This is a genomic window from Arthrobacter sp. BK1 (genome assembly GCF_056680055.1).
In genome coordinates this window covers 1,449,194-1,475,080 of sequence record NZ_CM155263.1, presented here as the reverse complement: position 1 = coordinate 1,475,080, position 25,887 = coordinate 1,449,194, and the positions used below count along the sequence as shown (strand labels likewise).

General features: G+C 65.5%; 21 protein-coding genes, 1 tRNA gene and 1 pseudogene. 14 read left to right on the top strand and 9 right to left on the bottom strand.

Features of this window, described 5'->3' with window-relative positions; genetic code table 11:
- Positions 1 to 105 precede the first annotated feature (105 nt).
- The 3 genes from AC1MCA_RS06500 to AC1MCA_RS06490 all read right to left on the bottom strand — a co-directional run bounded on the left by AC1MCA_RS06500 (position 106) and on the right by AC1MCA_RS06490 (position 3,746).
- Positions 106 to 1,188: an ABC transporter ATP-binding protein gene (locus AC1MCA_RS06500; RefSeq protein WP_108600704.1), complete on the bottom strand. Its 1,083-nt coding sequence runs from the start codon at positions 1,186 to 1,188 to the stop codon at positions 106 to 108.
- A 235-nt stretch (positions 1,189 to 1,423) separates the two neighbouring features.
- A complete protein-coding gene (gene otsB, locus AC1MCA_RS06495; protein WP_479802064.1) occupies positions 1,424 to 2,254 on the bottom strand; it encodes a trehalose-phosphatase in 831 nt (276 codons plus the stop codon).
- The gene (locus AC1MCA_RS06490; RefSeq protein ID WP_108600702.1) at positions 2,244 to 3,746 is read right to left on the bottom strand and encodes an alpha,alpha-trehalose-phosphate synthase (UDP-forming); all 1,503 of its coding nucleotides are present in this window, start codon (positions 3,744 to 3,746) and stop codon (positions 2,244 to 2,246) included. Before AC1MCA_RS06490 ends, otsB begins: the two co-directional genes overlap by 11 nt.
- 179 nt (positions 3,747 to 3,925) lie before the next feature.
- Here AC1MCA_RS06490 and AC1MCA_RS06485 point away from each other — a divergent pair, with 179 nt between their 5' ends.
- The 14 genes from AC1MCA_RS06485 to AC1MCA_RS06420 all read left to right on the top strand — a co-directional run bounded on the left by AC1MCA_RS06485 (position 3,926) and on the right by AC1MCA_RS06420 (position 18,815).
- The gene (locus AC1MCA_RS06485) at positions 3,926 to 4,801 is read left to right on the top strand and encodes a DsbA family protein (RefSeq protein WP_108600701.1); all 876 of its coding nucleotides are present in this window, start codon (positions 3,926 to 3,928) and stop codon (positions 4,799 to 4,801) included.
- A 168-nt stretch (positions 4,802 to 4,969) separates the two neighbouring features.
- A tRNA-Thr gene (locus AC1MCA_RS06480) sits at positions 4,970 to 5,043 on the top strand.
- Between the two features lie 1,106 nt (positions 5,044 to 6,149).
- Positions 6,150 to 6,518, top strand: coding sequence for a hypothetical protein (locus tag AC1MCA_RS06475; protein WP_479802061.1), 369 nt, complete (start codon positions 6,150 to 6,152; stop codon positions 6,516 to 6,518).
- A gap of 816 nt (positions 6,519 to 7,334) precedes the next feature.
- Positions 7,335 to 8,327 (top strand): substrate-binding domain-containing protein, encoded by a 993-nt coding sequence (locus tag AC1MCA_RS06470; protein ID WP_479802059.1) that lies wholly within the window; start codon positions 7,335 to 7,337, stop codon positions 8,325 to 8,327.
- A gap of 8 nt (positions 8,328 to 8,335) precedes the next feature.
- Complete coding sequence (locus AC1MCA_RS06465; protein WP_479802057.1) at positions 8,336 to 9,865, top strand: sugar ABC transporter ATP-binding protein; 1,530 nt, start codon at positions 8,336 to 8,338, stop codon at positions 9,863 to 9,865.
- Between the two features lie 14 nt (positions 9,866 to 9,879).
- Positions 9,880 to 10,986 carry an ABC transporter permease gene (locus AC1MCA_RS06460; RefSeq protein WP_479802055.1) on the top strand — a complete coding sequence of 369 codons (1,107 nt, stop codon included), beginning with the start codon at positions 9,880 to 9,882 and terminating at the stop codon, positions 10,984 to 10,986.
- Between the two features lie 28 nt (positions 10,987 to 11,014).
- Positions 11,015 to 12,487, top strand: coding sequence for an iron-containing alcohol dehydrogenase (locus AC1MCA_RS06455; RefSeq protein WP_479802053.1), 1,473 nt, complete (start codon positions 11,015 to 11,017; stop codon positions 12,485 to 12,487).
- A 4-nt stretch (positions 12,488 to 12,491) separates the two neighbouring features.
- Entirely contained in the window at positions 12,492 to 14,003 is a 1,512-nt protein-coding gene (locus AC1MCA_RS06450; RefSeq protein ID WP_479802052.1) for a xylulokinase, read from the top strand.
- The gene (locus tag AC1MCA_RS06445) at positions 14,000 to 14,836 is read left to right on the top strand and encodes an HAD-IIA family hydrolase (protein WP_479802050.1); all 837 of its coding nucleotides are present in this window, start codon (positions 14,000 to 14,002) and stop codon (positions 14,834 to 14,836) included. Before AC1MCA_RS06450 ends, AC1MCA_RS06445 begins: the two co-directional genes overlap by 4 nt.
- Positions 14,837 to 14,949: 113 nt before the next feature.
- On the top strand, positions 14,950 to 15,936 hold the full coding sequence (locus tag AC1MCA_RS06440; RefSeq protein WP_479802048.1) for a thiamine pyrophosphate-dependent dehydrogenase E1 component subunit alpha: 987 nt from the start codon (positions 14,950 to 14,952) through the stop codon (positions 15,934 to 15,936).
- Positions 15,933 to 16,979, top strand: a complete 1,047-nt coding sequence (locus AC1MCA_RS06435) for an alpha-ketoacid dehydrogenase subunit beta (protein WP_252573779.1) — start codon at positions 15,933 to 15,935, stop codon at positions 16,977 to 16,979. The genes AC1MCA_RS06440 and AC1MCA_RS06435 overlap by 4 nt, the downstream gene beginning before the upstream one ends.
- 36 nt (positions 16,980 to 17,015) lie before the next feature.
- Entirely contained in the window at positions 17,016 to 17,258 is a 243-nt protein-coding gene (locus AC1MCA_RS06430) for a lipoyl domain-containing protein (RefSeq protein WP_252573777.1), read from the top strand.
- A 28-nt stretch (positions 17,259 to 17,286) separates the two neighbouring features.
- Positions 17,287 to 18,150, top strand: coding sequence for a class II fructose-bisphosphate aldolase (locus AC1MCA_RS06425; protein ID WP_252573775.1), 864 nt, complete (start codon positions 17,287 to 17,289; stop codon positions 18,148 to 18,150).
- Complete coding sequence (locus AC1MCA_RS06420; RefSeq protein ID WP_479802045.1) at positions 18,147 to 18,815, top strand: 2-oxo acid dehydrogenase subunit E2; 669 nt, start codon at positions 18,147 to 18,149, stop codon at positions 18,813 to 18,815. The genes AC1MCA_RS06425 and AC1MCA_RS06420 overlap by 4 nt, the downstream gene beginning before the upstream one ends.
- Before the next feature lie 287 nt (positions 18,816 to 19,102).
- On the opposite strand, the pseudogene AC1MCA_RS06415 reads toward AC1MCA_RS06420, so the two are convergent.
- From AC1MCA_RS06415 to AC1MCA_RS06390, 6 genes and pseudogenes are all read right to left on the bottom strand, one after another.
- A pseudogene (locus tag AC1MCA_RS06415) lies at positions 19,103 to 19,313 on the bottom strand (IS4 family transposase); the annotation flags it as partial.
- A 190-nt stretch (positions 19,314 to 19,503) separates the two neighbouring features.
- The gene (pepD, locus tag AC1MCA_RS06410; RefSeq protein ID WP_479802043.1) at positions 19,504 to 20,967 is read right to left on the bottom strand and encodes a beta-Ala-His dipeptidase; all 1,464 of its coding nucleotides are present in this window, start codon (positions 20,965 to 20,967) and stop codon (positions 19,504 to 19,506) included.
- 85 nt (positions 20,968 to 21,052) lie between these two features.
- Positions 21,053 to 22,072 (bottom strand): ABC transporter permease, encoded by a 1,020-nt coding sequence (locus AC1MCA_RS06405; RefSeq protein WP_479802040.1) that lies wholly within the window; start codon positions 22,070 to 22,072, stop codon positions 21,053 to 21,055.
- 5 nt (positions 22,073 to 22,077) lie between these two features.
- Entirely contained in the window at positions 22,078 to 23,628 is a 1,551-nt protein-coding gene (locus AC1MCA_RS06400; RefSeq protein WP_479802038.1) for a sugar ABC transporter ATP-binding protein, read from the bottom strand.
- Positions 23,625 to 24,659, bottom strand: coding sequence for an ABC transporter permease (locus AC1MCA_RS06395; RefSeq protein WP_479803301.1), 1,035 nt, complete (start codon positions 24,657 to 24,659; stop codon positions 23,625 to 23,627). Before AC1MCA_RS06395 ends, AC1MCA_RS06400 begins: the two co-directional genes overlap by 4 nt.
- A gap of 86 nt (positions 24,660 to 24,745) precedes the next feature.
- Positions 24,746 to 25,870, bottom strand: a complete 1,125-nt coding sequence (locus AC1MCA_RS06390; RefSeq protein ID WP_479802036.1) for a sugar ABC transporter substrate-binding protein — start codon at positions 25,868 to 25,870, stop codon at positions 24,746 to 24,748.
- Positions 25,871 to 25,887: the final 17 nt, after the last annotated feature.

Here is a 25,887-nt window from a genome sequence, read left to right as displayed (position 1 = left end):
GGTGGCCTGGGCAACGGGCTCAAAGGCTGACGGGCACAAACGCCGACGGCGGCCCTCCCGGTGTGGGGAGAGCCGCCGTCGGTCAGGCGCGATCAGCGGTGGGGATTAGTCGCCCAGGCGCAGGCCGGTCTTGGTGTCGAAGAGGTGCACGTGGCCCGACTGCGGACGGACGTAGATGGAATCACCCTTCAGCGGAGGACGGCGGCCGTCGACACGGGCCACGATGTCGTGGTCCTTGCCGTCAAGCGTGGTGTGGCCGTAGACGTAGGCGTCGGCACCGAGTTCTTCAACAACGTCAACCTCGACCTTGAGGCCCTCACCCTGCGGTGCGGTCTCGAGGTCTTCGGGGCGGGAGCCCAGGGTGACGGTGCTGCCGTGTGCTTCTTCGAGGACGTCGCGCGGCACCGGGTAGACCGTTCCGCCGAACTGGACGCCGCCGTCGACGACGGGGAGCTCGAGCAGGTTCATGGCGGGAGAGCCGATGAAGCCGGCGACGAAGACGTTCTTGGGCTTGTCGTAGAGGTTGCGCGGGGTGTCAACCTGCATCAGCAGGCCGTCCTTCAGCACAGCCACGCGGTCACCCATGGTCATGGCCTCGACCTGGTCGTGGGTCACGTAGACCGTGGTGACGCCGAGGCGGCGGGTCAGGGATGCGATCTGCGTACGGGTCTGGACGCGGAGCTTGGCGTCAAGGTTGGACAGCGGCTCATCCATGAGGAAGACCTGCGGGTTACGCACGATGGCGCGGCCCATGGCAACACGCTGGCGCTGACCGCCGGAGAGTGCCTTCGGCTTGCGGTCCAGGTAAGGCTCAAGGTCAAGAAGCTTGGCGGCTTCACGGACACGCTCGGCGCGCTCTTCCTTGGAGACGCCGGCGATCTTCAGCGCGAAGCCCATGTTGTCCGCAACGGTCATGTGCGGGTACAGAGCGTAGTTCTGGAAGACCATGGCGATGTCGCGGTCTTTCGGGGGAACGTCGGTGACGTCGCGATCGCCAATGAGGATGCGGCCGGCGTTGACGTCCTCGAGGCCTGCGAGCATGCGCAGGGAGGTGGACTTACCGCAACCGGAGGGTCCAACGAGGACCAGGAATTCGCCATCGGCGATTTCAATGTTGAGCTTGTCAACAGCGGGCTTCTCTGTGCCCGGGTACAGACGCGTAGCGTTATCAAAAGTAACTGTAGCCACAGTTATCAATCCCTTCACCGGCAGGTACGTGCCGGACGATCCGTTGTGAATGGTTCATGTTTGTTCAGTTGTCCACGGCATCACAGCCGTGTACTCCCCGGCCGAAGCCGAGGAGTATCGCGTGACGCCGCACGGTTCTTGTGCGCCACATCACAACCAAGAGTATGTCAGACGAAAGACAAATCGTTGTGAATGTTACGAAGCTCACATGTGAGCTTCGCCAAGCCGGCTGTCCCTAGACGTCGCCGGGCTCCTCTTCGGCCACCACCAGGCTCCGCTCCTGGAGGAGGGCTTCCAGCAGTTCCGCCACATGAACGGGCGCCTCCACGCGGAATTCGGCCTGCGTGAAATCAAGGCCCACCTTGACGCCGACGTCGCCTGGTTCGAGGCGTGCCAAGGCGTCCTCGTCCGTGGCATCATCGCCCGCGAAGAGGACAGCGGTGGCCCCTGTGATCTGCCGCAGGAAGGTCAGGCCCTCGCCTTTGGACGCGTTGACCACCGAGGTTTCCAGGACGCGTTTGCCGTTCTTCAGGAAGACGCCCTTGCGGTCCTGCAGCACGGCGCGGGCGGCTGCCACCGCATCCTCTGCGACGTCGTCCGTAGCGAGCCTGGTGTGGAGGACCACGCCTGCCGGTTTGTCCTCCAGCAGCGTTCCGGGTGCCTGCTCAACAATGTCCTCGAGGACACTGCGGACTTCGGCAAGCAGCTGGCGCTGGTCCTCGTCCAGGGTCAGCTCCGTGGATCCGGGGCCAAGCCAGGCTTCGGCGCCGTGGCTGCCGATGAGCAGGGTGTCCACCGGCGGTGAAGCCGCCGCGCGCAGGCTGGCGAGGGCCCTGCCGGAGATGAGTGCCGTCGTCGTGCGCGGCAGGGCAGCAAGCCCGGCGAAGGCAACTGCTGAGCGTTGGAGGGGGCGGGCATCACCGGCACGGTCGACTATCGGGGCGATGGTGCCGTCGAAGTCCATGGCCACCAGCAGATGGTCCGTCCGGGCGATCCGTTGAAGGGCTTCGCGCAGTTCCGGGGACAGGGTCAGCGGTCCCTTGGCGTGGCGGGCATCAGGAGTCATCGCGCACAACTTTCTCGTTCAGGGCTTTGAGGAAATCAGCTGACCAGTGGTCGACGTCGTGCTCAAGGATCTGCTTGCGCATGGACCGCATACGGCGGCCGGCGTCCCTGGGGGACATGACGACGGCCTGCATGATGGTGTCCTTGAGGCCGTCGATGTCGTGCGGATTCATGAGCAATGCCTGTTTGAGCTGGTCCGCGGCGCCTGCGAACTCGCTGAGCACCAGGGCGCCGTCGTTGTCCTTGCGGGCGGTGACGTACTCCTTCGCCACGAGGTTCATGCCGTCCCGGAGCGCCGTTACCAGCATGACGTCGGCGGCGAGGTACAGCGCCACCATCTCCTCCACGGGGTAGCTGTGGTGAAGGTAGCGGACGGCTGTGTTCTCGATGGTGTCGTAGGTGCCGTTGATGTGGCCGACGGTTCCCTCGACCTCCTCGCGCAGCAGCCGGTACTGTTCCACGCGTTCGCGGCTGGGGCTTGCCACCTGGATCAGCGTGGCCTCACCCACCTTGAGCTTGCCCTCCTGGAGGAGCTCCTCGTAGGCCTTGAGCCGGTGCCGGATGCCTTTGGTGTAATCGAGCCGGTCCACGCCCAGGAGAATGGTCTTGGGGTTGCCGAGGTCCTGCCGGATCTGCCGGGCGCGCTCGATGATGTCCGGGTTGTTGGCAAGCTCGGTGATGTGGGCAACGTCGATCGAGATGGGAAAAGCCTGCGCACGCGCGATGTGCGTGACATTGCCGTCCTGGCCCTTGACGTGCACCTGCTGCTGTTTCACGCTGGCGCCCAGGAACCGGCGGGCGGAGCGCATGAAATTCCCGGCGTCGCTGGGGCGCTGGAAGCCGACCAGATCCGCGCCCATCAGCCCGTCGATGATGGCGTGGCGCCAGGGGAGCTGGGCGAAGATCTCCGGCGGTGGGAAGGGAATGTGGTTGAAAAATCCGATCCGCAGATCAGGCCGCGCTTCGCGCAGCATCCGCGGCACCAGCTGCAGCTGGTAGTCCTGGATCCACACTGTTGCGCCGTCGTCGGCGTGGCGTACGACGGCGTCGGCGAACCTTCGATTGACCTTGCGGTAGGCGTCCCACCAGGTCCGGTGAAACTCCGGCGGGGCGATGACGTCGTGGTAGAGCGGCCACAGCGTGGCGTTGGAGAATCCCTCGTAGTACAGCTCGACGTCGTCGGTGCTCAGCTGCACCGGGACCAGGTCCATTCCGCCGTGACTGAACGGTTCCACGGTTTCATCCGGAGCGCCGTGCCAGCCCACCCAGGCGCCGTCGGTTTTGGTCATCATGGGTGCGAGGGCCGTCACGAGGCCTCCGGGGGAGCGACGCCAGCCCGAGCCGTCGTCGCCGCTCTCGCCTGGCGTGGTGCGGTCGACGGGCAACCTGTTGGACACCACCATAAAGTCGTATTTGGTGGCATGGCCGTGGCTGTGCGCGGCCGGGCCGGTTTCAGTTCCGGCTGACGGTTTTTCCTGGACAGGTGATTGCATTGCGGCCCCCTGGGGTTGCTTGTGCCTCTAAGCAACCCTAATAGGATGGAATCTTCGGGGCTATTCGTCCGTTGGTCAATGGGGCGGAATACTTGAAGGCGCAAGCTCTCAGCTTTCTGCCCTAAAATGATGGAGTCGCCACAGAGTGGTCCCCCTATGTCGATCGACCCAAGGAACACATGAGCCCCGCAAATGAAATACGTAAGTCCAAAGCTGAGCGAACCTCGGAGGCGCGCGAAAAGGCGCGCCTGATCCGCGAGGCCCAGCTTAAAAAGGACAAGCGCAACAAGCTGCTCATCGGTTGGGGCATTGTGGTGGCCGTTGTTGCCATCCTGGCGATTGTGGCATTGGTGGTCACCACCAGCATCCGGCAGAACACCCCCATCGCGGACCAGGGTCCCGTGCCCGCCGGCGCCAACGTCAACGGCGGTGTGACCCTGCTGGCCAACACCGAGGTGAAGAAGACGGATGCCGCCACGGTGGACATGGCCAACCTTCCGGCCAAACCGGACACGTTGCCCAGCCCCGTTGTGGCTCCCGGTGCTGAAGCTGAAGCCGGGCAGCCGGTCAAAGTGATCGCCTACATCGACTTCATCTGCCCTGTCTGCCTCCGGTTCGAGAACACCTACAACGAGGCACTCACCACTCTTCGCAATGAAGGCAAAATCACCATGGAGTATCGGCCGCTGGGCTTCCTGGACCGCCAGTCCAGCACCAACTACTCCTCACGCGCCGCCAACGCCGCGGCGTGCGTAGCTGACAAGGCACCGGATAAGTACGCCGAGTACGTCAATGTGCTCTTCGCCAACCAGCCCGCTGAAGGCGGAGCCGGCCTCTCGGATGACAAGCTGAAGTCCCTTGCCTCGGATATCGGGGCTGATATCAACAGCTGTGTTGATGAGAAGACCTTCCGCCCCTATGTGAAGTACTCCACCGGCCTCGCTGAGAACACCGGGATCACCGGAACACCCACCGTCTTTATTGACGGCAAGAAGTGGGAAGGCACCACGGACCTGAACGCTGACATCCAGGCCGCGATCGACGCCAAGGCCTAAGCCTTCTTCGTCACCCTGAGGACCCGCCTCCGGAAGATTCCGGGGGCGGGTTCTTTTTTGCCCTTTTTCTGCCCTTTGGCGCACTCGCCGGGACTGCGGTTTTTACCAGCGCCCGGACTTGGGCTAACCTTATCTAGCGCCGTTGCGGCGCACGCCCCGCGTGGGCGCGCCTCCTTAGCTCAGTTGGCCAGAGCACCGCTCTTGTAAAGCGGGGGTCGTCGGTTCGAATCCGACAGGAGGCTCCGATTGTGGCTTTGACCTGCAGCTTTGTTCCAGGGCTCTCGCCGTGCAGGACTAGATTTCATTCAGGACCTGAGAGGTTTACGTCGGTTCTAAATCGTCCGCGCGGCTAGTAAACGGCCCTGACCTGCGGATCAAGTGCAGATGCCACTCACGCAAAGCCGGCCGATAAATTAGCAGGTAAGGGGTGGATCTTCGGTTGGAATCCGCTGGCGGGTCAAATCGGGCGCTGACCTGCGGGGTTACTTCCGCCAGCGGCCGGTAGAGGCCAGTTCCGCTCAGTACTCACCCTTTACTCACCCTGATCAGCGTCGCCGGCGCAGCTGAAGGCATCATCATGTGCTGTCCATAGGCCTAATGACACCACCCTACGAGTGGGGGAGTGAACCCAACAGTTCCGCGCGAACTTGGCACCTATCCAAGTCGGATCCGCTGCCATTTTCGCGCCCCTAGTTTTGGTGCCGACTTTTCGACACCGTGAACCAGCCTGAAAGGTAGCACCGACGAGAGGCGCCGCAGGTATCTGCCTCGCTGACTTGGGGCCGGGCTACCCAAATCTTTGGCACGGTAGCCCGGCTACCACTACATGGCTTACTTCATGAGGTGAATAAGGGAAGCCGTGATGTAGAGGATCGGAGTTACCAAACGCATAAGCTGCGGAGTGGTGGGATGGTACCGATCGTGCTGGCAGGAACAGGGTTTCTTGCGGGCCATACGGCGTCTCATTCCCGGCATGCACTGCATTCACGGCTTGCACGGGCATGAAGCGCATGCAAACATGAAGACAGACACACCAATTGCTGGTTGTCCTTTAGTCGGTGCCCCTCCGCGACCAAACCTTGGGGCGCCGGCTGCTTACGTTTCAAGCCTAGCCGGAAGATCGGGGATTAACCCACCCCCGGGCGGGATGGCCACCATTGCGGGCAGTTGAGCGCAGTCACGCGTAGATCAGCGCATTTTCGCGCTAGCATTGGGAACGCTTGCTCTCTCGCCCCAGCTGTCCCCGGAACAATCCACAGGCTTATCCACAGCCTGCTCTGCCAGTCCCGAGACTGTCAGGCGGCGGAAGACTACATCCTCGCGAGCACACCAGATTGAGCGGCACCAGGTGCCCGTCGAGTACATCTGGAACCCATCCACGGCCGAGGCGTTGCAGGCCGCGCATGATGCGATGACACCGGCCGCCGTCGAAGCCGCCGACACTACTACTAAGGAACGTCTGTACCTGATCGGCAAAGACGACATCAACGCTCCCACCATCGACCAGCTCAGGGAAGAGACCACCGTGAATTTCAATGGTGCCGGCGAAGACCACTTCAAGGACGTGGGCTTCGTGAACGCAGCCAAAGAATGGCATGAAGCCAAACTCCTCGCGGAGGTGGCTCCCAGGCACACCCAGGAACAGCCCCTCGAGCAGCGCTACGAACGCACCGAAGCTGATCTTCTTGCCCGCATTGAGGCCATGGGCCGCGAGTGAGGGCGAGAAGGCCGAAAGCAGCTCATCAGCTGAGTATGGCTCCGTAACCCATCACCAGGCGCTCGCCGCATCCCTTACGGCACAGCCACCAACGAGCAGGTGAAGGGCAGACTCGCAGCAGAACGCAGTGAAGGCACCCACCCCCCCAGACAGTGCCTGCACAGTTACGCGATGTCCTCAAGTTTGCCGTAGACAAAGTGGATCAATCCAGCCAATCCCAGCCGGGCAGGGTGTACCCGCTACAAGGTGAGTTTCCGCACTCCATCTGTCAGATTGGCATCCAAGACCGTTCATCAGAAGGCTGCAGGAAACACCTTCTGGACCCTATCTTGACGGTGTTTGAGTGGCAGCCAGACGCCTAGCTGGGGTGTACCCAAAAACATTGGAGCCAGTGCCCGCAAGATCAAGCTCGGGCTGCATGAGGTCCCAGACCTTCCTCGAGCAAGGCGGTGGGCGCCGCCCGGAGCGGTCTTGTCCAGAGCGCAGTGACGGCAGCTCCGAGGAGTACGCACCTGCGGAGAAAACGCCCGCGACCACCTTGGCAGCCGTACTCGGCTTACGAAGTCAGAAATACCCATGGTCGGGCCCGCATCTCGTCACCCGGCCCGGGCAGCTCCGGGACCTCTTCTCCTGCCCGCTGGCGTCGCCCGCCGGTTATGCGTGCGTTTGGTCCGAGAAACTCGCCGCCACTTCTCCTTGGTTTGCAGGCCCTCTTGACAGCCATGTGATCCAGGCCGCAATATCGTTGCATAGTAATTGAGTAGCTGCATAAAAATTTGCAGCCACAACTACGCCGCTGAGGCAGAGGAGACGATGATGACTTCACCCAAGATGTTCCGTATGGGCGGTGCCGTCCTGACGGCCGCCGTTCTGGCACTCTCGCTTGCTGCCTGCGGCGGCAACGCCCCCGCCGCCGAAGGCCAGAAAAAGGTGATCGGCGTCTCGGTGGCCGACCAGAAGTCGCTTTTCTACGTGGCCGAGGTGGCGGGCATCAAAGACGAGGCCGAGAAGCTCGGCTACGAGGTCAATATCACAGCGGCAAACAACGATTCGTCGGCCCAGATCAAGCAGGTTGACGACCTCCTCACCAAGGAGATCGGTGCGCTGATCTTCACCCCCCAGGACTCGACGGCCGCTGCGGCCGGCGTGCGGGCAGCCAACAAGGCCGACGTTCCCGTTGTAGCCGTCGACCAGCGCCCGGAGTCCGGCCAGGGCAAGCTCGCCACTTACATCGCGACCGACAGCGTCAAGGCCGCCTACGAGCTGTGCACGTGGATGTTCGAGCAGATCGGCGGGGAGGGTGAGATCGCAATCCTGCACGGCGTTCTCGGGTCCACCGCCGAGATCCAGCGCACCGAGGGATGCCAGAAGGCACTCAAGGAGACGCCCGGCGTCAAGGTTGTCGCCGAGGAAACAGCCAACTGGGACGAGACCGAAGCATACAAGGCTACCCAGAACATCCTGACCGCCCACCCCGACATCAAGGCGGTATTCGGCGAGAGCGACGCGATGTCACTCGGTGCCTCGAAGGCGGCCAAGGCCTCCGGCAAGACGATCTTCTCGGTGGGCATCGACGGCTTCCCGACCATGTTCGACGGCGTGACGAGTGGCCTGACCCAGGCGACGATGGCCCAGCAACCGTACATGATGGGTCAGCTCGCGGTGCGCAACGCCGTCGCCCTCATGGAGGGCAAGGGAGTGGACATTCCGCAGGAGCAGTACCAGGACACCGTGCTGATCAACAAGGACACGGTGGCCAAGCACAAGGTCGAAGACTTTTACGGCCCGGACGCCCAGTCCTTCAAGTGATCACGGCCATGACGACACATCCAGCATCCGCCGGCCTGGAGGGTACGGGCCTGATGAAGGCCTACTCGGGGGTTACAGTCCTGAAGTCGGTTGACTTCCGGGTCCTGCCGGGCAGCGTCGTCGGCCTCGTGGGGGAGAACGGCGCGGGGAAGTCAACCCTCAGCTCGATCATCACAGGCGTGGTGAAGCCGGACGGCGGGAGCATGCGGCTCGACGGGGCGGACTACGCCCCGTCGAGCCCGGCCGAAGCCCTCCGGCAGGGTGTGGCGCTCATCCACCAGGAGACGCGCCTCATCCAGGACCTCTCGGTCGCCGAGAACATCTTCCTCGGCCGGCTTCCCCGCCGGGGAGGCCGCGTGGACTGGGAGCATGTCCGCCGGGAGTCGCGGGCGGTCCTGGATTCGCTCGGTGTCGACCTCGACGTGCGGCGTCCGGTCCGTGGGCTTTCCATGGCGATGCAGCAGGAGATTGAGATTGCCAAGGCTCTCAGCCGGCAGCCCGGTTACGTCGTCTTCGACGAACCCTCGGCCTCCCTCGGTGAATCCGAGACGGAGCACGTCCTGGAGAGGATCCGCGCGCTGCGGGCCGGCGGCACCGGCGTCGTCTACATCTCCCACCGCCTCGACGAGGTCCAGGAGGTCGCGGACCAGATCGTCTGCCTGCGCGACGGTTCCCGTGTCCAGTCCTGGAACTCGGGTGACGTGGACAAGGAGAAGATCATCAACGCGATGGTCGGGCGCGAGTTCACGTACGAGCACGTTCCGCCCCTGCCGAGCCGCGAGACCACCGTGCTGGAAGTCCGCGGCCTCGGGCGGCGCGGTTCGTTCGCAGACATCAACTTCGAGCTGGCGGCAGGCGAGGTCCTCGGGATCGCCGGCCTCGTCGGTGCAGGACGGACCGAGGTGGTCCGTGCTATCGCCGGCGTGGACCGGCCCGACTCGGGCGAGGTGGTTCTCGAGGGCCGCAAACTCCCGTGCACCAGCCCCCAGTCGGCGATCCGCGCCGGGATCGTCATGGTCCCCGAAGACCGCAAGGGCCAGGGCCTGAACCTCGACCGCAGCGCCGAGGAGAACGTGACCCTTCCCTGGGAACGCGAGCTCTCCCGGAAGGGCCTCCTCACCCGGAAGGCGATCCGGGAAGTCGCCGCCGTGCAGGCCCACAGGCTCGACGTCCGCGGCAACATGGCGCTTCCGGTCAAGTCAATGTCCGGCGGCAACCAGCAGAAGGTCCTCATCGGCAAGTGGCTGGTCAAGGACCCGAAGGTCCTCATCATCGACGAGCCGACCCGCGGCGTCGACGTGGGCGCCAAGATGGCCATCTACGAGATCATCCGGGCCCTCGCAGCCGAGGGGATGGCGGTCATCGTCGTCTCATCCGAGCTGGATGAGGTCCTCGGCCTCTCGCACCGGGTGCTCGTGATGTCGGGGGGCCGCCAGCGCGGGATCCTCCACCGTGGCGAAGCCACCCCCAAGAGCGTCATGTCGCTGGCCGTGCACTCGGCCTCCCGGACGCCATCCACCCTCACTCCCCAGCAGTAGAAAGAGCATCAGCCATGCCAACAACGGATCGAGATGTCAGCCAGAGGTCCTCGGGGCACGAAGACCGGACAGCGGAAAGCGTAAGGACCGTCCCGTCCAGGGGCCAGGGCGCCGGGGACAAGGGCGCCGCGTACAAGGGTGCAGGGGCCAAAGGCGTCCGCGGCACGGCGCTGCGCGAGGCGGCAGCCAAAATTTTCCGGACGGTGCCAGGGCCGCTGCTCGGCCTTCTCGCCGTCATGATCGCGCTGTCTGTGTTGTCCCCGTACTTCCTGACGTGGCGCAACCTGACCAACGTCGTCACCCAGATCTCTGACATCGGCATCATGGCGGTGGGCGCCGCGCTCGTGATCCTGATCGGCGGAATCGACCTGTCTGTGGGCTCCACACTGGCCCTGTCGCTCATGACCAGTGCCTGGCTGTACCGCTCGGCGGGGCTGCCGTTCGAACTGTGCGTCGTAGCCGGCCTCGCGGTCGGCGCGTTGGTCGGCCTGGTCAACGGGGTGCTCTCGACATATGGCCGCATCCAGCCGTTCGTCGCCACCCTCGCCACGATGTCCGCCGGCGCCGGCCTGGCCCTGTACCTCACCAACGGAAACCCGATCAACGGCTTCCCTGAGTGGTTCCTGGCCATCACCAGCAACGAGATCCTTGGGATCCCGCTCGAGGGCCTCATCATGGCCGCCACCTTCCTCCTCGCGGCCTACTGGCTCCGTTTCCGCCCCTCCGGACGCGCACTGTACGCCATCGGCGGGAACGCCGAGGTGGCGCGGCTCTCCGGGCTGAACGTCACGCGTATCAAGATCGGCGTCTACGTCATCGCCGGGGTGCTCGCAGCGCTCGCCGGCATCATCGTGGCATCCCGGCTCGACTCTGCACAGCCCACGGCGGGCGCAGCCGACCTCCTGAACGTCATCGCTGTCGTCGTGATTGGCGGCGCGAGCCTGTCCGGCGGCTCCGGCGGCATGCTCAACACGTTCATTGGACTGCTCATCATTGGTGTGCTGAACAACGGAATGTCACTCCTGAACGTCTCGCCCAACCTCCAACCGGTCGTGATCGGCATCGCGATCATCGTCGCCGTGCTGACCGACCGGGTCAGCCGCTCCCGCCAAGGCGCCTGACGGCGCACCCCCGTTCCGAGAGGACACCATGACCACCGACACCTACGTCGTAGAGCCCATCGAGGCGCTGCTCGCCGAGGCCGATCCCGACCAAACGCTCGCTCCCTGCGGGCTCCGGCAGCTCATCATCGGCCCCGGCGCCGTTGGGGCAGTGGCCGACGCCGTCACCCGGCTCCTGCCGGCCGCGCAGACTGGCAGCGCGGCCACGCCGCCGCGGGTCTCGCTCCTGGTGGACCGTACCCGGATCGCGCGTTCCGGGGAGGACGTCAAAGACCTCATTCAGGCCCAGCTCGCCGCCAGGTTCACTGTGGTCCGCACAGTGCTCGACGACGGGCACGCTGAACTCCACGTCGTCGACAGCGTCCTCGATGCGGCCGCTGAAGTCGTCCTTGGCGCCGATGCCGTCGTAGCTGTCGGCGGCGGCACCATCAGCGACATCGCAAAGGTAGCAGTCCAGCGTGCAGGTGCCGCAGGCAGAACCCTGGTCCTGGTTTCGGTTCAGACAGCCGCCTCCGTCGACGGGTACACCGACGACGTTTCCGTGGTTCTGCGGGACGGGGTGAAACGCACCATACCCTCCTGCTGGCCGGACGCAGTCATCTCCGACACGGACGTTATCGCCGAGGCGCCGGAAGCCATGAACCGTGCCGGATTCGGCGAGATGACGTCCATGCTGGTTGCTCCGGCGGACTGGCGGCTGGCTTCGCTGGTCGGCACCGACCCGACGTGCAAGCCCAGCGCCGTGCGCCTGCTCGGCATGGTCGGCAAGGACCTGGAGAGCTGGAGCGCAGGGGTACGGGAGGCCCAGCCAGAATCGGTGGGGGCCCTCGCCCGCGCCCTTGCACTGCGCGGGATCGTCACCGGTGTCGCCGGAACGACGGCCGTCCTGTCCGGCGTCGAGCACCTTATCAGCCACATGCTGGACCAGTACCACGGCGCCCATGACCAACCCATCGGCTTCCACGGTGCCCAGGTGGGGGCCGGTTCCGTGATTGCCGCCAGCGCCTGGGACATGCTGTTCGAGCGGCTGGCAGCAGCACCCGGCACCCGGCCGCGCCTGGCAGCCCTTGACCACGGACCGGCCAGGAAAAGAGTCCTTGCCGCCTTCGAACGGGTCGATCCGAGCCTGCGCGTGGCCGAGGAATGCTGGCGTGACTACTCCACGAAGCTCGATACCGTGGGGCGCGAGCTGGCCCGGGTCGGTGCGTTGCTGGAGGGCTGGACAGGCGTCCGCGGGGAACTTAGGGACCTCGTCCGGCCCGCGGAGTCGATCGCCTCGGCGCTCGCGGGCGCCGGTGCCGCTGCCACCCTGGCCGAGCTTGAGCCTTCGGTGGATGCCGAACTGGGGCGGTGGGCGGTCGAGAACTGCGCCCTCATGCGCAACCGTTTCACGGTCGTGGACCTGCTGACGCTCCTCGGCTGGTGGGAGGCCGCGGACGTGGCCGAGGTGCTGGAGCGCGCGGCCCAGGCGGCGGCAGCTGCGGGCGCGGAAAGGAAGTGAAACCATGCTGCGCGACTATGTGATCGGCGTCGACTGCTCCACCACGGCCGCCAAGGCCGTCGTCTGGAACGCCCGTGGCGAGGCACTCTCGCAGGCGCGCTGCGCCTTCGGCCTCAGCCAGCCCCGTCCGGGGTGGGGGGAACAGAACGCCGAGGACTGGTGGACCGCCTCCGCTGAAGCGATCCGGCGGGCAGCCCAGACCGTGGACACCTCCCGGATCGGCGCCATCTGCATTACCCATCAGCGGGAGAGCTTCGTTTGCCTCGACGACGAGGGCATCCCGCTCCGGCCGGCCATGCTGTGGCTCGACACCCGTGCCACCGGGGAGGTATCCACCTTCGGCACGGAAGACGTCCACCGCCTCACCGGCAAGCCCGCCAACCCGACCCCGGCCTGGTACAAGCTCCACTGGCTCCAGGCCCATGAACCGGACACGGTCTCACGCATCGGCAAGGTGGTGGACGTTCACGGGTTCCTGGTCCACCGCCTCACCGGTGCCTGGCTCACTTCCTGGGCCTCGGCGGATCCGCTCGGGCTGGTGGACATGTCCACCTTCGAGTACGACGACGGTCTGGTCGCCGCGGTGGGCCTTGACTGCGGGCAGCTCAGCGAACTCTGGCCACCCGGCAGCGTCCTGGGCAATCTCACGGACGACGCCGCCGCGCGCCTAGGCCTTCCGTCGGGAGTCGCCGTCGTGGCTGGCGCGGGGGACGGGCAATGCGCGCAGCTGGGTGCCGGGGCAACCTCGGGCGGCCGGGCCTACCTTAACCTTGGCAGCGGAATCGTGTCGGGGACGTTCGCGGAGCAATATTCCTATGCACGGGAGTACAGGACGCTGTCGGCCGCCGTTCCCGGGGCCTATACCTTGGAGACCTTCATCGGCGGCGGCACCATCAACCTGGTCTGGTTCATCGAGAAATTCTCTGGAATCGACGCCCAGGGCCTCGGCCTGGGGCTGAGCCCCGAGCAGGTCCTTGAGACCGCCGCGGCTGCTCTTCCCCCCGGTTCAGAGGGCCTGCTGGCCCTGCCGTATTGGACCGGCGCCCTAACTCCATACTGGGACCACAATGCGCGCGGTGCCCTGCTCGGCCTCACCGGCGTTCATGGCAAGGCGCACGTGTACCGGGCGCTGCTTGAGGGCCTCGCTTTCGAACAGCGGCTCCTGACCACCGGGGCGGAGAAGGCCCTGGCAGAGCCCGTGGCCGAAGTGGTCGCCCTGGGCGGCGGCTCGCGCAGCCCGGTCTGGTGCCAGATTATCGCCGACGTCATGCAGCGCAGCGTCTCCGTGGTGCGCGATCCGGAGAGCACCTGCCTTGGTGCGGGGATGTTGGCCGCGGCCGCTGTGGGCATCCACGATTCCGTGGCCTCCGCCGCCAAGGCCATGAGCGGAACAGGGCTGTCCTACGAGCCCCGACCCGCCGCGGCCGCAGCGTACGAGCGGCTCTACGACGTCTACCGCGATATTTATCCGGCCAACCGGGCTGTTTTCGCCAAGCTCGCGGAGGCAGCGCGATGAATGCTTCAACGACCCTGACGTCCAGGCCGGTGAGAGCCTATGCCGGCTATCTCTTCGACCTCGACGGCACGATCTATCTGGGCGATGAGTTGCTCCCGGGGGCTGCGGAGCTGGTGCACGGGCTCCGGGAGGCGGGACGCGAGACACTGTTCCTCTCCAATAACCCCACCAAGAATCCGCAGATGTACGCGGACAAGCTGACCCGCCTGGGCCTGCCGACCCCCGTCAACCGGATCGTGAACCCGCTGGTCACCATCGTCGCGTGGCTGCGCAAGGAAGCTCCGGGGGCGGGAGTCTTCGTCATCGGTGAAGAGCCGCTCCAACAGGCCATCCGCTCGGCCGGTTTCCGGCTGACCGAGGATCCCCGGGACATTGACGTCGTGGTCGCGAGCTATGACCGCGGCTTCGACTACCGCAAGCTCCAGATCGCCTTTGACGCACTCTGGCAGCACCGGCGGGCGCGCCTGGTGGCCACAAACCCCGATGCCTACTGTCCCATGCCGATGGGCCGCGGGGAGCCTGACGCCGCGGCAGTGATCGCCGCGATCGAGGCGTGCACCGGAGTGCGGTGCGAGGCCAACGTGGGAAAGCCGGCCGGAGTCATGCTGCAAACGGCGCTGGACGTCCTGGGGCTCTCCGGATCGGACTGCGTCATGGTGGGGGACCGGCTGCAGACAGACATCGCCATGGCGGTGGACGCCTGCATGGATTCTGCCCTCGTCCTCACGGGCGAGGCCACTGTGGAGATGGCGGGGCTGCTGCCCCCTGAGCGGCAGCCGACTATGGTGCTGCCGCGCATCGATGCACTCCTGGAGCCGTTCCGGGCGTCTTGAACGGGCGCAGTCAAGGCTGTACCGCGCGATCGGCCGAAGCTATTGCCAAGTTCGGCTACCCGCGAATAGAATTAGAATTCATACTATGAATATTTACTCAGAAAGGAGCCGTGATGGATCTTTCATCGCAGAATTTGCTGGAGATGCAGCGGCGCATGCTGCGGATCCGCCGTTTTGACGAGCGGGCATCCCGGATGGTCAAGCGGGGCCAAATCCCGGGCACCGTGCACACCAGCATCGGTCAGGAGGCGCAGGTTGTCGGCGCGTGCATGGCGCTCGGGGACGGCGACTACATGTCGGGGAACCACCGCAGCCACGGCCACCCGATCGGGAAGGGCTCGCCGCTGGGCCCGCTCATGGCCGAGCTCGTGGGCAAGGCCACGGGAGTGTGCGGTGGCAAGGGCGGATCGCTGCACCTGGCCGACTTCGCAGTGGGCAGCCTCGGCGAGTCCGGCATCGTGGGGTCCTCGATCCCCATCGCCACCGGGGCCGCGCTCTCGAGCAAGGTGCTCGGCAACGGCAAAGTGTCCCTGGCCTTCTTCGGCGACGGCGCGGCGAACCAGGGCTGTCTCTACGAGGCGATGAACATCTCCGGGGTCTGGAACCTGCCGGTGGTGTTCCTCTGCGAGAACAACCAGTACGCCCTCTCCACCCCGGCACACACAGTGACCTCGGGCGTGATCGCGGACCGGGCTGCCGGCTTCGGGATGCCGGGCGTGCGGGTCGAGGACGGCCAGGATGTGCTGGCGGTCTTCGAAGCAGTCACGGCTGCGGTGGAGCGCGCCCGCCGGGGTGAGGGACCCTCGCTCGTGGAAGTCATCACGTACCGGTTCAACGAGCACTCCGAGGGTCTGCGCCTGGGCACGGACTACCGTGACGCGGACGAGAAAGCCGCCTGGGCCGGGCGCGACCCCATCGTCCTTTTCCGTCAGTACCTCGAGCGCGAGGGGATCGCCACGGCTGAGGAGCTCGACGCTCTCGAGGCCGAAGTCCTCGCCGAGGTTGACGAAGCCGTGCGCTTCACCGACGAGAGCCCCTACCCCGACCCCAGTGTCGCCTTCAAAGACCTCTACACCGAACCGATCGGAGCGATCGCATGACTGTCATGAGCTACCTCGGCGCCATCGGCGCCGCCCAGCGTGAGGCGATGGACGCCGACGAGCGGGTGGTCATCATCGGCGAGGACGTCGAGGCCAACGTGTACGGCACCACCGGTGCCGGCAAGTCGCGCAAGGACAAGGGCGACTTCCTGGAGATGTACGGGGCCAACCGCATCCGCAACACCCCCATCTCCGAGGAAGTCATCGTCGGTGCCGCGATCGGTGCCGCGATGACCGGCCTGCGGCCCATCGTGGACCTCTCGTACTCGAGCTTCCTGTACATGGCAATGGACCAGTTCGTGAACCAGGCCGCCAAGAACCGGTATATGTTCGGCGGGCAGGCGTCCATCCCGGTCGTGTTCCGCTCGGCCATGTTCTACGGGCTCAACACCGGCGCTCACCACTCCGACCGCCCGTACCCGATGTTCATGAACGTCCCGGGGTTGAAGATCATTGTCCCGTCCACCCCGTACGACGCCAAGGGCCTGCTCAGGACCGCGGTGGACACCGACGACCCGGTCCTGACCTTCGAGGCGTGCACGCTCTGGGGCAGCAAGGGTGAGGTCCCGGAGGAGGAGTATCGTATCCCGTTCGGCCAGGCCAATGTCGCCAGGACCGGCGACGACGTAACCGTCGTCGCGATCGCCAGCGCCGTTCCGGAGGCCCTCGCGGCCGCGGAGTCGCTCGCCTTGGAGGGCGTCTCGGTAGAGGTCATCGACCCGCGCACCCTCGTCCCGTTCGACACCGAGGCCGTGATCCGCTCGGTACAGCGCACCGGGCGGCTGGTCATCGCTGATCCGGCCCACCGCACCTGCTCGGCCGCGGCCGAGATTTCGGCCATCGTCGCCGAGGAGGCGTTCGAGTCCCTCAGGGCCCCGATCGTCCGCGTCACCACCCCGGATACCCAGATCCCGTTCAGCCCCGCCCTCGAGAAGCAGCTCTATCCGAACCGGACAAAGATCGAGGACGCGATCCGCCGGATCACGGGCTTGATGGCGAACACCCTGAACACCGAACTCACATCGCCCGCACCGCGCATGTGACACCCCGTACAGAACACCAAAGCAAGGAGAAAGAAAATGGCAAGAGTTGAGGTCCTGCTGCCCCAGTGGGGAATGGGCATGAGCGAAGGCACCATCGCCACATGGCTCAAGAACGTCGGCGACACCGTCACCGAGGACGAGCCGCTGGCCGAGGTCGAGGCCGAGAAGGTTGAGGAGACCCTGGAATCCCCCGCATCCGGCGTCCTTGCCGAGATTGTCGTCCCCGAAGGCGAGACCGTGGATGTCCGATCGATCCTCGCTTACATCGAGACGGCCTGACGGGCCAGAGCTAGGAAGGGGAACAGATATGCCACAGGTCGATCCACGTCAGATCGTCAAAGACGCAGCCGACGGCAGATACGCCGTCGGAGCATTCAACATGCACAACGAGGAGACCACGGAGGCGCTGGTCAGGGCCGCAGAGCGTGCCAAGTCTCCGGTTTTCCTCCAGGTGGGCCGGGCGATCGTGCCCCACATGGGGCTCAAGAAGGCCTATGAGATGACGCGCCGCATCGCCGAGGAGTCCGAGGCCGAGTATGTAATCCATTTGGACCACGGACCGTGGGAGGAAGTGTTCGAGGCCATTAAGCTCGGGTTCACCTCCATCATGTACGACGGCGCGCACCTTCCGTTCGAGGAGAACATCCGCACCACGCGGAAGGTCGTGGAGGTGGCGCACTCCTTCGGCATCCCCGTGGAGGCCGAGCTGGGGAAGATCCCCGACGCCGACCAGCAGGTCGACTGGCAGTCCTACTACACCAATGTTGCCGAAGCGGAGCGTTTCGTTGCGGAAACGGGAGTTGACTTCCTCGCTATTTCCGTGGGAATCGTGCACGGTGTTCCGCTGGCGACAGCGCAGCCTCTGGACATCCAGAGGGTCAAGGAGATCGAGTCCGCCGTGGGCATTCCGCTGGTCCTCCATGGCGCGTCCGGCGTCCCGGATGACGAGATCCGCGCTGCAATGGCCGCCGGGGTGCACAAGTTCAACGCCGACACGGACCTGCGGCTCGCGTTCCGTTCAGGCATCGAGGCCGTGTGGTCAAACGGCGACCGCCAGCTCGAGGATGCGATGGCGGAAGGCCGGGAGCGGATGATCAACGCAACCATCGAGAAGATGGAGCTCTACGGGTGCGCGGGCAAGACACGGGGCCTGGCGCAGGTGCAGCGGTGACCGCTGTCGAGGAGGAGGGCAGGACTGTCGTCCCGCTCAAGGGAATCCGGCGCACTGCTGCGCGGCGCATGGTCGCCGCGTGGGAGGCGCCGGCTTTCCATCTCGCCGTCGAGGCGGACATGGGGGCTGCGCTCCGCGTGAAGGAGCGCAGCCCTGGCGCCACCGTCACGGATGCGATCCTGGCCGCCTGTGCGGCCGCGCTGCGGGACCACCCGGCCCTCAACGCTCACTACGCAGAGGAAACGGTCACCCGGTTCGACCGTGTCAACGTCGGCATGGCCGTCGATACGCCGGCCGGGCTGGTGGTTCCTGTCATCAAGGACGTGACGTCCCTGGGTCTGGCGGGTATCGCGGCTGCGCGCAGGGACGTCGTCCAGCGCGCCCGCGAGGGCAAGCTCACCATGGAGGACGTGACGGACGGTACCTTCACCGTCTCCAACCTCGGCATGATGGGCATCGACGCCTTCGATGCGATCCTCAACGTCCCGCAGGTGGCCATCCTCGCGGTCGGAGCAACACGCCAGCAGTTCGTCCCGACGGATGACGGGACCGGCGCGTGGAGGCCCCGCGCCAGGCTTACCCTCACGTGTGACCACCGGGCCGTTGACGGTGCCACCGGAGCCCGTTTCCTGGCCGCTATCCGGGACAACCTCGAAGCGAGCTGACGAAGACTCATCCGTGCTGTGAGGGGCCCGGGCAACCGAGAGGTTGCCCGGGCCTCCTTTATGCCTGCTCTGCCCCTTTGCGGGCCTCTGCCCGCCGCAAGCCTGGGGGCATCCCACCAGTGCCTGTGCTCCCGGAGGGCGATGCCTCATGCTGGCTGCCATCCACGGGCGCGGGTACCAGCTGCACCCGTCACGAGACATGCAGACTCTTTAGGCACAATGCCGTTTACTTTGTGTTTTTTGGTGTTCGTTTGAGTGGCCAGTGGGACATTTTGCGTTTGACGGCTTCAGTCAGTTTGTGAGGGGGAAAAAGCCGGGCGCGCGGCGAGGGATCGCCGCGCGGCCCGGAGGGCGGGTGTGAAGGAGAACTGCAGGGGGGTCTTCGTCGAATTCTGCGGCGACGGCGCCGATGAGGGACCGGATCGCGTAGTGCGCGCAGAGGTGGCCGTAGATTTCCTGCAGCACCCCGTCCGGTGTTTTGGAGCGCAGGACGATGTCGGTGAACCGTTTGAGAACAACGCCAAAGCCATCACTCAACCGCTCGGGACCCTCCGGAATCACCCATCCACTACGCGCCATGCCGAAAGAATCACACAGCTGTGCTAAGTAACGGCGTTGCCTTTAGACATGAGGGAACCCCCGGCCGTCACGGCCGGGGGTTCCCTGGTTGCGGGGAGGCGGTGCGTGTTCAGCTAAGGCGGGAGACGACTTCCTTTACCAGGGGCCATACACGGGTCACTGAGGTGTGGTTGACGGTCTCCTTGGGCGAATGGAGGTCATGCAGCTCTGTGCCGATGGAGATGATGTCCAGCCCGGGGATCTTCTGGCTGAACATGCCCAGTTCGAGGCTGCACTGGGAGACGTGAACGTCGGCGTCGTGGCCCATGACGTCACTGAATGCCTCACGTGCCGTCTTCAGCAGCGGCGAATCGGGCCGGTACGGGAATTCGGCCGCGTCCAGCCCGTACTCTTCTACGGTGACCCCGCCGCCTGCCAGTGCGGCCAGCGCGCGGACACGGTCCAGGATCTCGTGCTTGCGGGATGTGACGGCGGCGGTAATCGTGGCCATGAGCCTGGCTCCCTCGGGTGTGGTGCGCACGGTGCCGAGGTTGTTCGAGCTTTCCACAATGCCCGGAACGGTGAGGCTCCAGCTGAGGACGCCGTTGGGGACAAGCGCGGTCAGGCGGGCAAAGCGGGCGCCGGCCTCGGGGGAGAAGACCCGGTCGGGGGCCTCGGCAGCCGCCAGTTCGAGGCGCAGCCCGGGTTCAGCCTTCCGGTACTCGTTCTGCAGCTCACCCTCGAGCTCGAAGATCACCTTGCGCACGCCGTCCGTGTCCTCGGGCCGCACGAGCAGGGTGCTCTGGGCGTCCGCCGGGATGGCGTTGTTCTGGGCACCGCCATGCGGCTCAGAGATCCGCACGTCGTACTTGGCGAGCACGGTGTTGAGTGCCCGGGCGAGGACCAGGACGGCGTTGGCGCGCTCAAGGTGGATGTCGAACTCGCAATGGCCGCCGGACAGGCCGCGGACCTTGAGCAGCAGTGCCTCCGAATGCGTCCTGGGAGCCGGTTCCCACTCGGCGGGGATGTCCACCGTGAAGGTTATGTCGCCGCTGCAGCCGGCGAGGATCTCCTTATCGGTGATCCAGTTGAAGTCGATCATGCGCTTGCCTGACAGCTTCGAGGTGTCGAACCCGGCGGCTCCGACCTTCCCCTTTTCCTCCATCGCGGTCAGGACCGCTTCGAGGGGAGGATGCGGGATGTCGGTGGAGTCAAGGAGGGCCAGGATGTAGGAGACGCCGATGCCGTTGTCGGCGCCCAGGGAGGTGCCGTTGGCCGTGACGAAGTCACCGTCGATGAGGAGCTCGATCGGGTCCCGCTCGAAGTCGTGCACCACGCCGTCTTCCTTCTCGCACACCATGTCGAGGTGCCCGTGGAGGATGAGCGGCGGTGCGTCCTCCAGCCCGAGCTGGCCGGGCTTGCGGACCAGGACGCAATGCAGGTCGTCTTGGGTGGCTTCCAGGCCGCGGTCCCGGGCGAAGCCGACGACCCAGTCGGCGACCTCTTTCTCGTTGCCCGAGCCGCGCGGGATGCCGGCGAGGGTCTCGAAGAAGGAGAACACCTCCTGCGGTTGGAGTGCTTTCAGGACTGACATGGGGTGGGTACCTTTCGGGAAGGGTATGGGAGTCCCCGCGGCGTTGCGGAGGACGGGAACATGACGTGTGTGGTGGTAGGCAGTGCTATTTGACCACTTCGTTGTGGCCTCGGCCCATAGTAAGTGCTACAGCGGCGATGATAACCAGGCCGTAGACCAGGCTCTGCGCCTGTGGTGTAACGCCGACGGCGGCCGCACCAATCGGCACGAGCGCGACGGTCAGGGCGCCGAAGACGATGTTGATCGGGTTCGTAATGCCACCGGTGATGGCCGTTCCGCCAACGATGGCGGCGGCGATGCCCGGCAGCAGCAGGTCACTTCCCAGGCCGAAGGACGACGCCGCCCCGGCCTGCGCAATGACGAGGACCCCGGCGACGCCAGCCATAAGGCCGGAGAGGGCGAAAGCGAGGACCTTGAGCCATCGGGTCTGCAGGCCCGAGAACAGCGCACCTGTCTCGTTGAGTCCCACCGCGGTCATGCCCTCGCCCGGGCGGGTGAACCGGAGGAAGGCCCACAGGCCCACCGCCAGGACCACACCGACCCAGAAGGCCAACGGCAGGCCGGCGAACGCGGTCCCAAACAGGGGAGCGAGCAGCTGGCTGTTCGCCGTGGCATACACGGTGGTCGCATCGCTGATCACCAGTGAAGCTGCCTGCAGGATGCCGAGCGTGCCGAGCGTCAGGGCGAAGGACGGGATCTGGCCGAACGCAACCAGGAAACCGTTGGCGGCTCCGATGAGCGTAACCAGGCCGAGGGTGACCACGGGCGCCGCGGGACCGAGTGGTCCAAGAGTCTGGGCGAGGATGATCGCCGCGAATATCACGATCGCTGCATTGGACAGGTCGATCGAACCCACGTGGAGCACCATGGCATGTCCTAGCGCGACCAAGAGGATGGTCGCGGCCTGAACGGCAAGGATTGCCATGCCGCCGCCGGTCAGGAACGCCGGCCGGAGGATGGCCACGAGGGCGAACAGGGCAAGGAACACCGCGAACGGCCCGATGCTGAACCACAGATTCCGTGGCGGCCGGCGCACGGACATCGTCTTGCCGTCGGCGGCTGCCGGCACCGTGGCCGGCTGCTCGAGAAGAGCTTTCTTTGACATGGGATTCACACCATCTTTTCAAGCAGGTCGAGAGACGTCGGGCTGTCAACGGAGAGATCGAAGCGGGCGGTGATTTCGCCGTCGCGCATCACGATGATCTCGTCCGCCATCTCGAGGGCCTCCTCGAGCGTGTCGGGCAGCAGGATCACAGCAGCGCCATTCTCCTGGGCGGCACGGATCTGGTCGTTCACCGTTTGTGATGCTCCCGGGTCGAGGCCGCGGAGCGGGTGATCAAGGATCAGGACGCTGAGCTCCTCAGCGCGCAGCCACTTGGCCATGACCACCTTTTGTTGGTTGCCGCCGGAGAAGCGCCCAAGGGGCAGGCGGGGATCCCGGGGCCGGACGTCAAGGCGTTCGAACCATTCCTCGGCTGCCTTCATGCGGGCCTTGCGCCGAAGGATCGGGCCCTTGGCTGCCTCCCGGGGATGTACGAGGGTGAGGTTCTCGGCAGCGCTCAGCCCGCCGACAATGCCTTCCACCTTCCGTTCGGAGGGGATGTAGGCCAGTCCGTGCCGGACGGCGCGGCGCATCGACCAGCCTTGGACGGAACGGCCTCCCACCTCGAGGGTGCCGGAGTCCATAGGCTCGGCTCCGAAGACCGCACGGCAGACGGATTCGCGGCCGGAACCCATGGCGCCCACGATGGCGAGGGACCGCCCCGAGGAGACAGCGAACGAAACGTCCTTGAAGTGCCCTTTCCTGCCCAGCCCTTTTGCTTCGACGGCGGCCACGGCGCCCACGGCGCTTCCGCCCTTGCGCACCCGCGCCCGTGATTCCTGGCCGATCATGAGGCGGAAGAGTTCCTCTTCGGTGACTTCCTCCCGCCGCACGTCTGCCACAACTTCGCCGTGCCGCATGACCACTACGCGGTCGCAGATCCGGAGGACTTCGTCGAGCCGGTGGGAAACGAACAGTACCGAGCCGATTTCCCGCAGTGAACGGATCTCACGCTCTAGGATTGCCGTTTCGTTGCGCTCCAGCACGGAGGTCGGCTCGTCGAGAATCACCAGCGGTGTTGCGTGGATGGCCTCGTCCACCCGCAGTGCGCGGGCGATTTCGACCATCTGGCGGTCCACGAACGAGAGGTCGCTGACCTTGGTCCTCGGGTCGATCGTGGAGCCCACGCGGGCGAGGATAGCGGCTGCCTCCTGGTTCAGCCGCTTCCAGCGGTAGAACCCGTAGCGGGTGGCCGCGTCCTTGGAGGACAGGGCATTCATTGCGATGTTCTCCGCAACGGACAGGTTGGACAGGAGCGACTGCTCCTGGTGCACCACGCCGATGCCCGCGGCAACGGCGTCCTGAGGCCTGCGGAACTTCACGGGCTGGCCGTCTGCCTCGATGACTCCGGAGTCCGGCTGGTACAGCCCGGTGAGGATCTTCAGCAGGGTCGATTTGCCGGCGCCGTTTTCACCGATCAGCCCGACCACCTCGTGGCGCGGGACCTCGAGGGAGACATTCTTGACCGCGTGGGTCGCGCCGAAGGATTTCGAGATGTTGGTCAGCTTAAGTGCAGGGGGGGCGACGCCGGTGCGGGGCGCCAGGGAAGCGTTCGTCATTTTACGATCCTCAGTCTGCTGCGGTGCGGCCAGGTAGCCACGAGGACAGCCGCGATCAGGACGGTTCCGGAGACCGCGGATTGGATGTTCGGGCTGACTCCGCTGAGGATGAGCCCGTTGTTGAGGACGGTCAGCATGAGCACACCGATCGCGGTGCGGAGGATACCGCCCTTACCGCCTCCCAGGGAGGTGCCGCCGATCACCACGGCCGCGATGGTCAGGAAGAGCGTACCCACGCCGATGGTGGCCGAGCCTGCGCCGAGCTTGAGGGCCGCCAACACGCCGGCGGCCGCGCTGCACGCGCCGGCGACAACGAACACGTAGAGCTTGTACCGGAGCACCGGAATGCCGTTGCCCTTTGAGATCTCTTCGCTGTCACCGATCGCGTAGGCGAAGCGCCCGAGCCTCGTGAAGCGGGCCACGAACATCCCGGCCAGGACGAACGCGGCGGCGAGCAGGAAGGAGTTAGGCAACCCGAAGGTGAGGGTCGAGGGCCAGGCCTTGATGCCGCCGTCGGGCAGGAAGGGGATGGCCTGGTCGCCGAAGAGTACGGTGGCGATCCCGAGGCCCACGAACCAGACGCCGAGCGTGACGATGAAGGAGGGCACCTTGAGGCGCGTGTGGACGAGGCCGCTCATCAGCCCCAGGCCCACGCCGACCGCGAGCGCCGCAACAATGGCCCACGGGCCCAGGTCAGCACTCCCGCGGCTGTTGGCCGTCATGAGGACGAAGGTCATGCCTGCCGCGCCCATCACACCCTCGATGGAGAGGTCAATTGAACCGGTCAGGATGACCAGGGTGGCGCCGACGCCGAGGATCAGCGGAAGGGACGCGTGGTCCAGGATGGTCCGCAGGTTCTCCGGCGTCAGGAACGTCGCGGGGTTCAGTGCAGTGAAGACGGCGATCAGTCCGAGCAGGGCAAGCACTTCGCCGAGGTTCTTGACCTGGAACCGGCGGCCTGTCCGGAGGGGTGGCTGTGATGGGGCGGGCGCCGCCTCGAGGAGGCCGGTCCCGGTGTCCTTGTCTATCATTACTCTCACCTGTCGTGGTTACTGTGGATGGGGCGGCTCCGAGCCCGCCTGCGCGGTGCCCGGAGCCGCCCTGCGGTTGCGATCCGTCAGGGCAGTTTCTCCGGGCCGCCCGAGACCAGCGGGACGGGCTCGGTGTCCCAGGGGCCCTTCTCGATGAGCGTGTCCATCCACCCGTCGATGTCGCCGTCGAACTTCGTAAATTCGGAGAGCTTGTCCGGGGTGACGCAGCTCAGCTTGAACAGGCTGTTGCGCTTCTCCTTGGGCAGCTCAGAGGGTTTGATCTCGCCAGTGGCTGCCAGGTAGGAGGTGTAGAGGCCGATCGCGGCGGCCATGAATCCACGGTGGAAGGTCTCGCCGGCGATCGCGCCGCCGCCCATGTTCTGCTTCATCATGTCGATGACCGGCGGGTAGAGGCCGTCCGAGGCGAACTTGACGTCGTTGATCCGGCCCGCATCCTTCACGGCCTGCACGGCGCCGATGATCATGCCGTCGTCGGCGGCCCAGATGCCGTCGATCTTGTCTCCGTGTTTGGCGAGGAGGTTCTGGGTCTCCTTGAGGCCGAGCTGCGGGTCCCAGTTGGCCGGGCGCGTGTCGAGCAGGTTCACGTCCGGGTAGGCCTTGAGCGCGTCCTTCAGGCCGGCCACGCGGGTCTGGCTGGTGGTGCTGTCGAGCACGCCCGCGAGTGCCACGACGTTGCCCTTGCCGCCGATGCTGTCGGCGAGCGCCTTGGCCGTGCACTGGCCGCTCTCGACCCCGGAGTGCTTCTGGAAGGCGACGAAGTTATCGCCCTGGTCCCACGGCTCGAAATTGTCCGGCTTGTTCCACCAGACTGTCGCGTAACCGCCTGCGGCCTTCACGGCGTTGATGATGGGCGGAGCATCCGAGCTTGCGACGGTGTTGACCATCAGCGCCACCTTCTTGCCCTGGGCAAGGATGGCCTGGATCTTGGAGATCTCGGTCTGCGAGCTGCCCTCGGAGTCGACGATCTCAAGGGGCACATCGAGCTTCTTGGACAGTGCCTTGGCGCCCTCGATCATGGAGGCCATATAGGGGTTGGTGGTGTTGATGACGGATGCAACGAGGACGATGTCCTTCTTGTCAATCGGCTGCTGGGAGCTGGCAGCGGTCGACGAGCAGGCGGTGGTGGCCAGAAGGCCGGCCACGAGCCCGAATGCCGCAATGCGGCGCCGAACGGGTTTTTTGAGGTGCATCAAAGACTCCTTTGTGA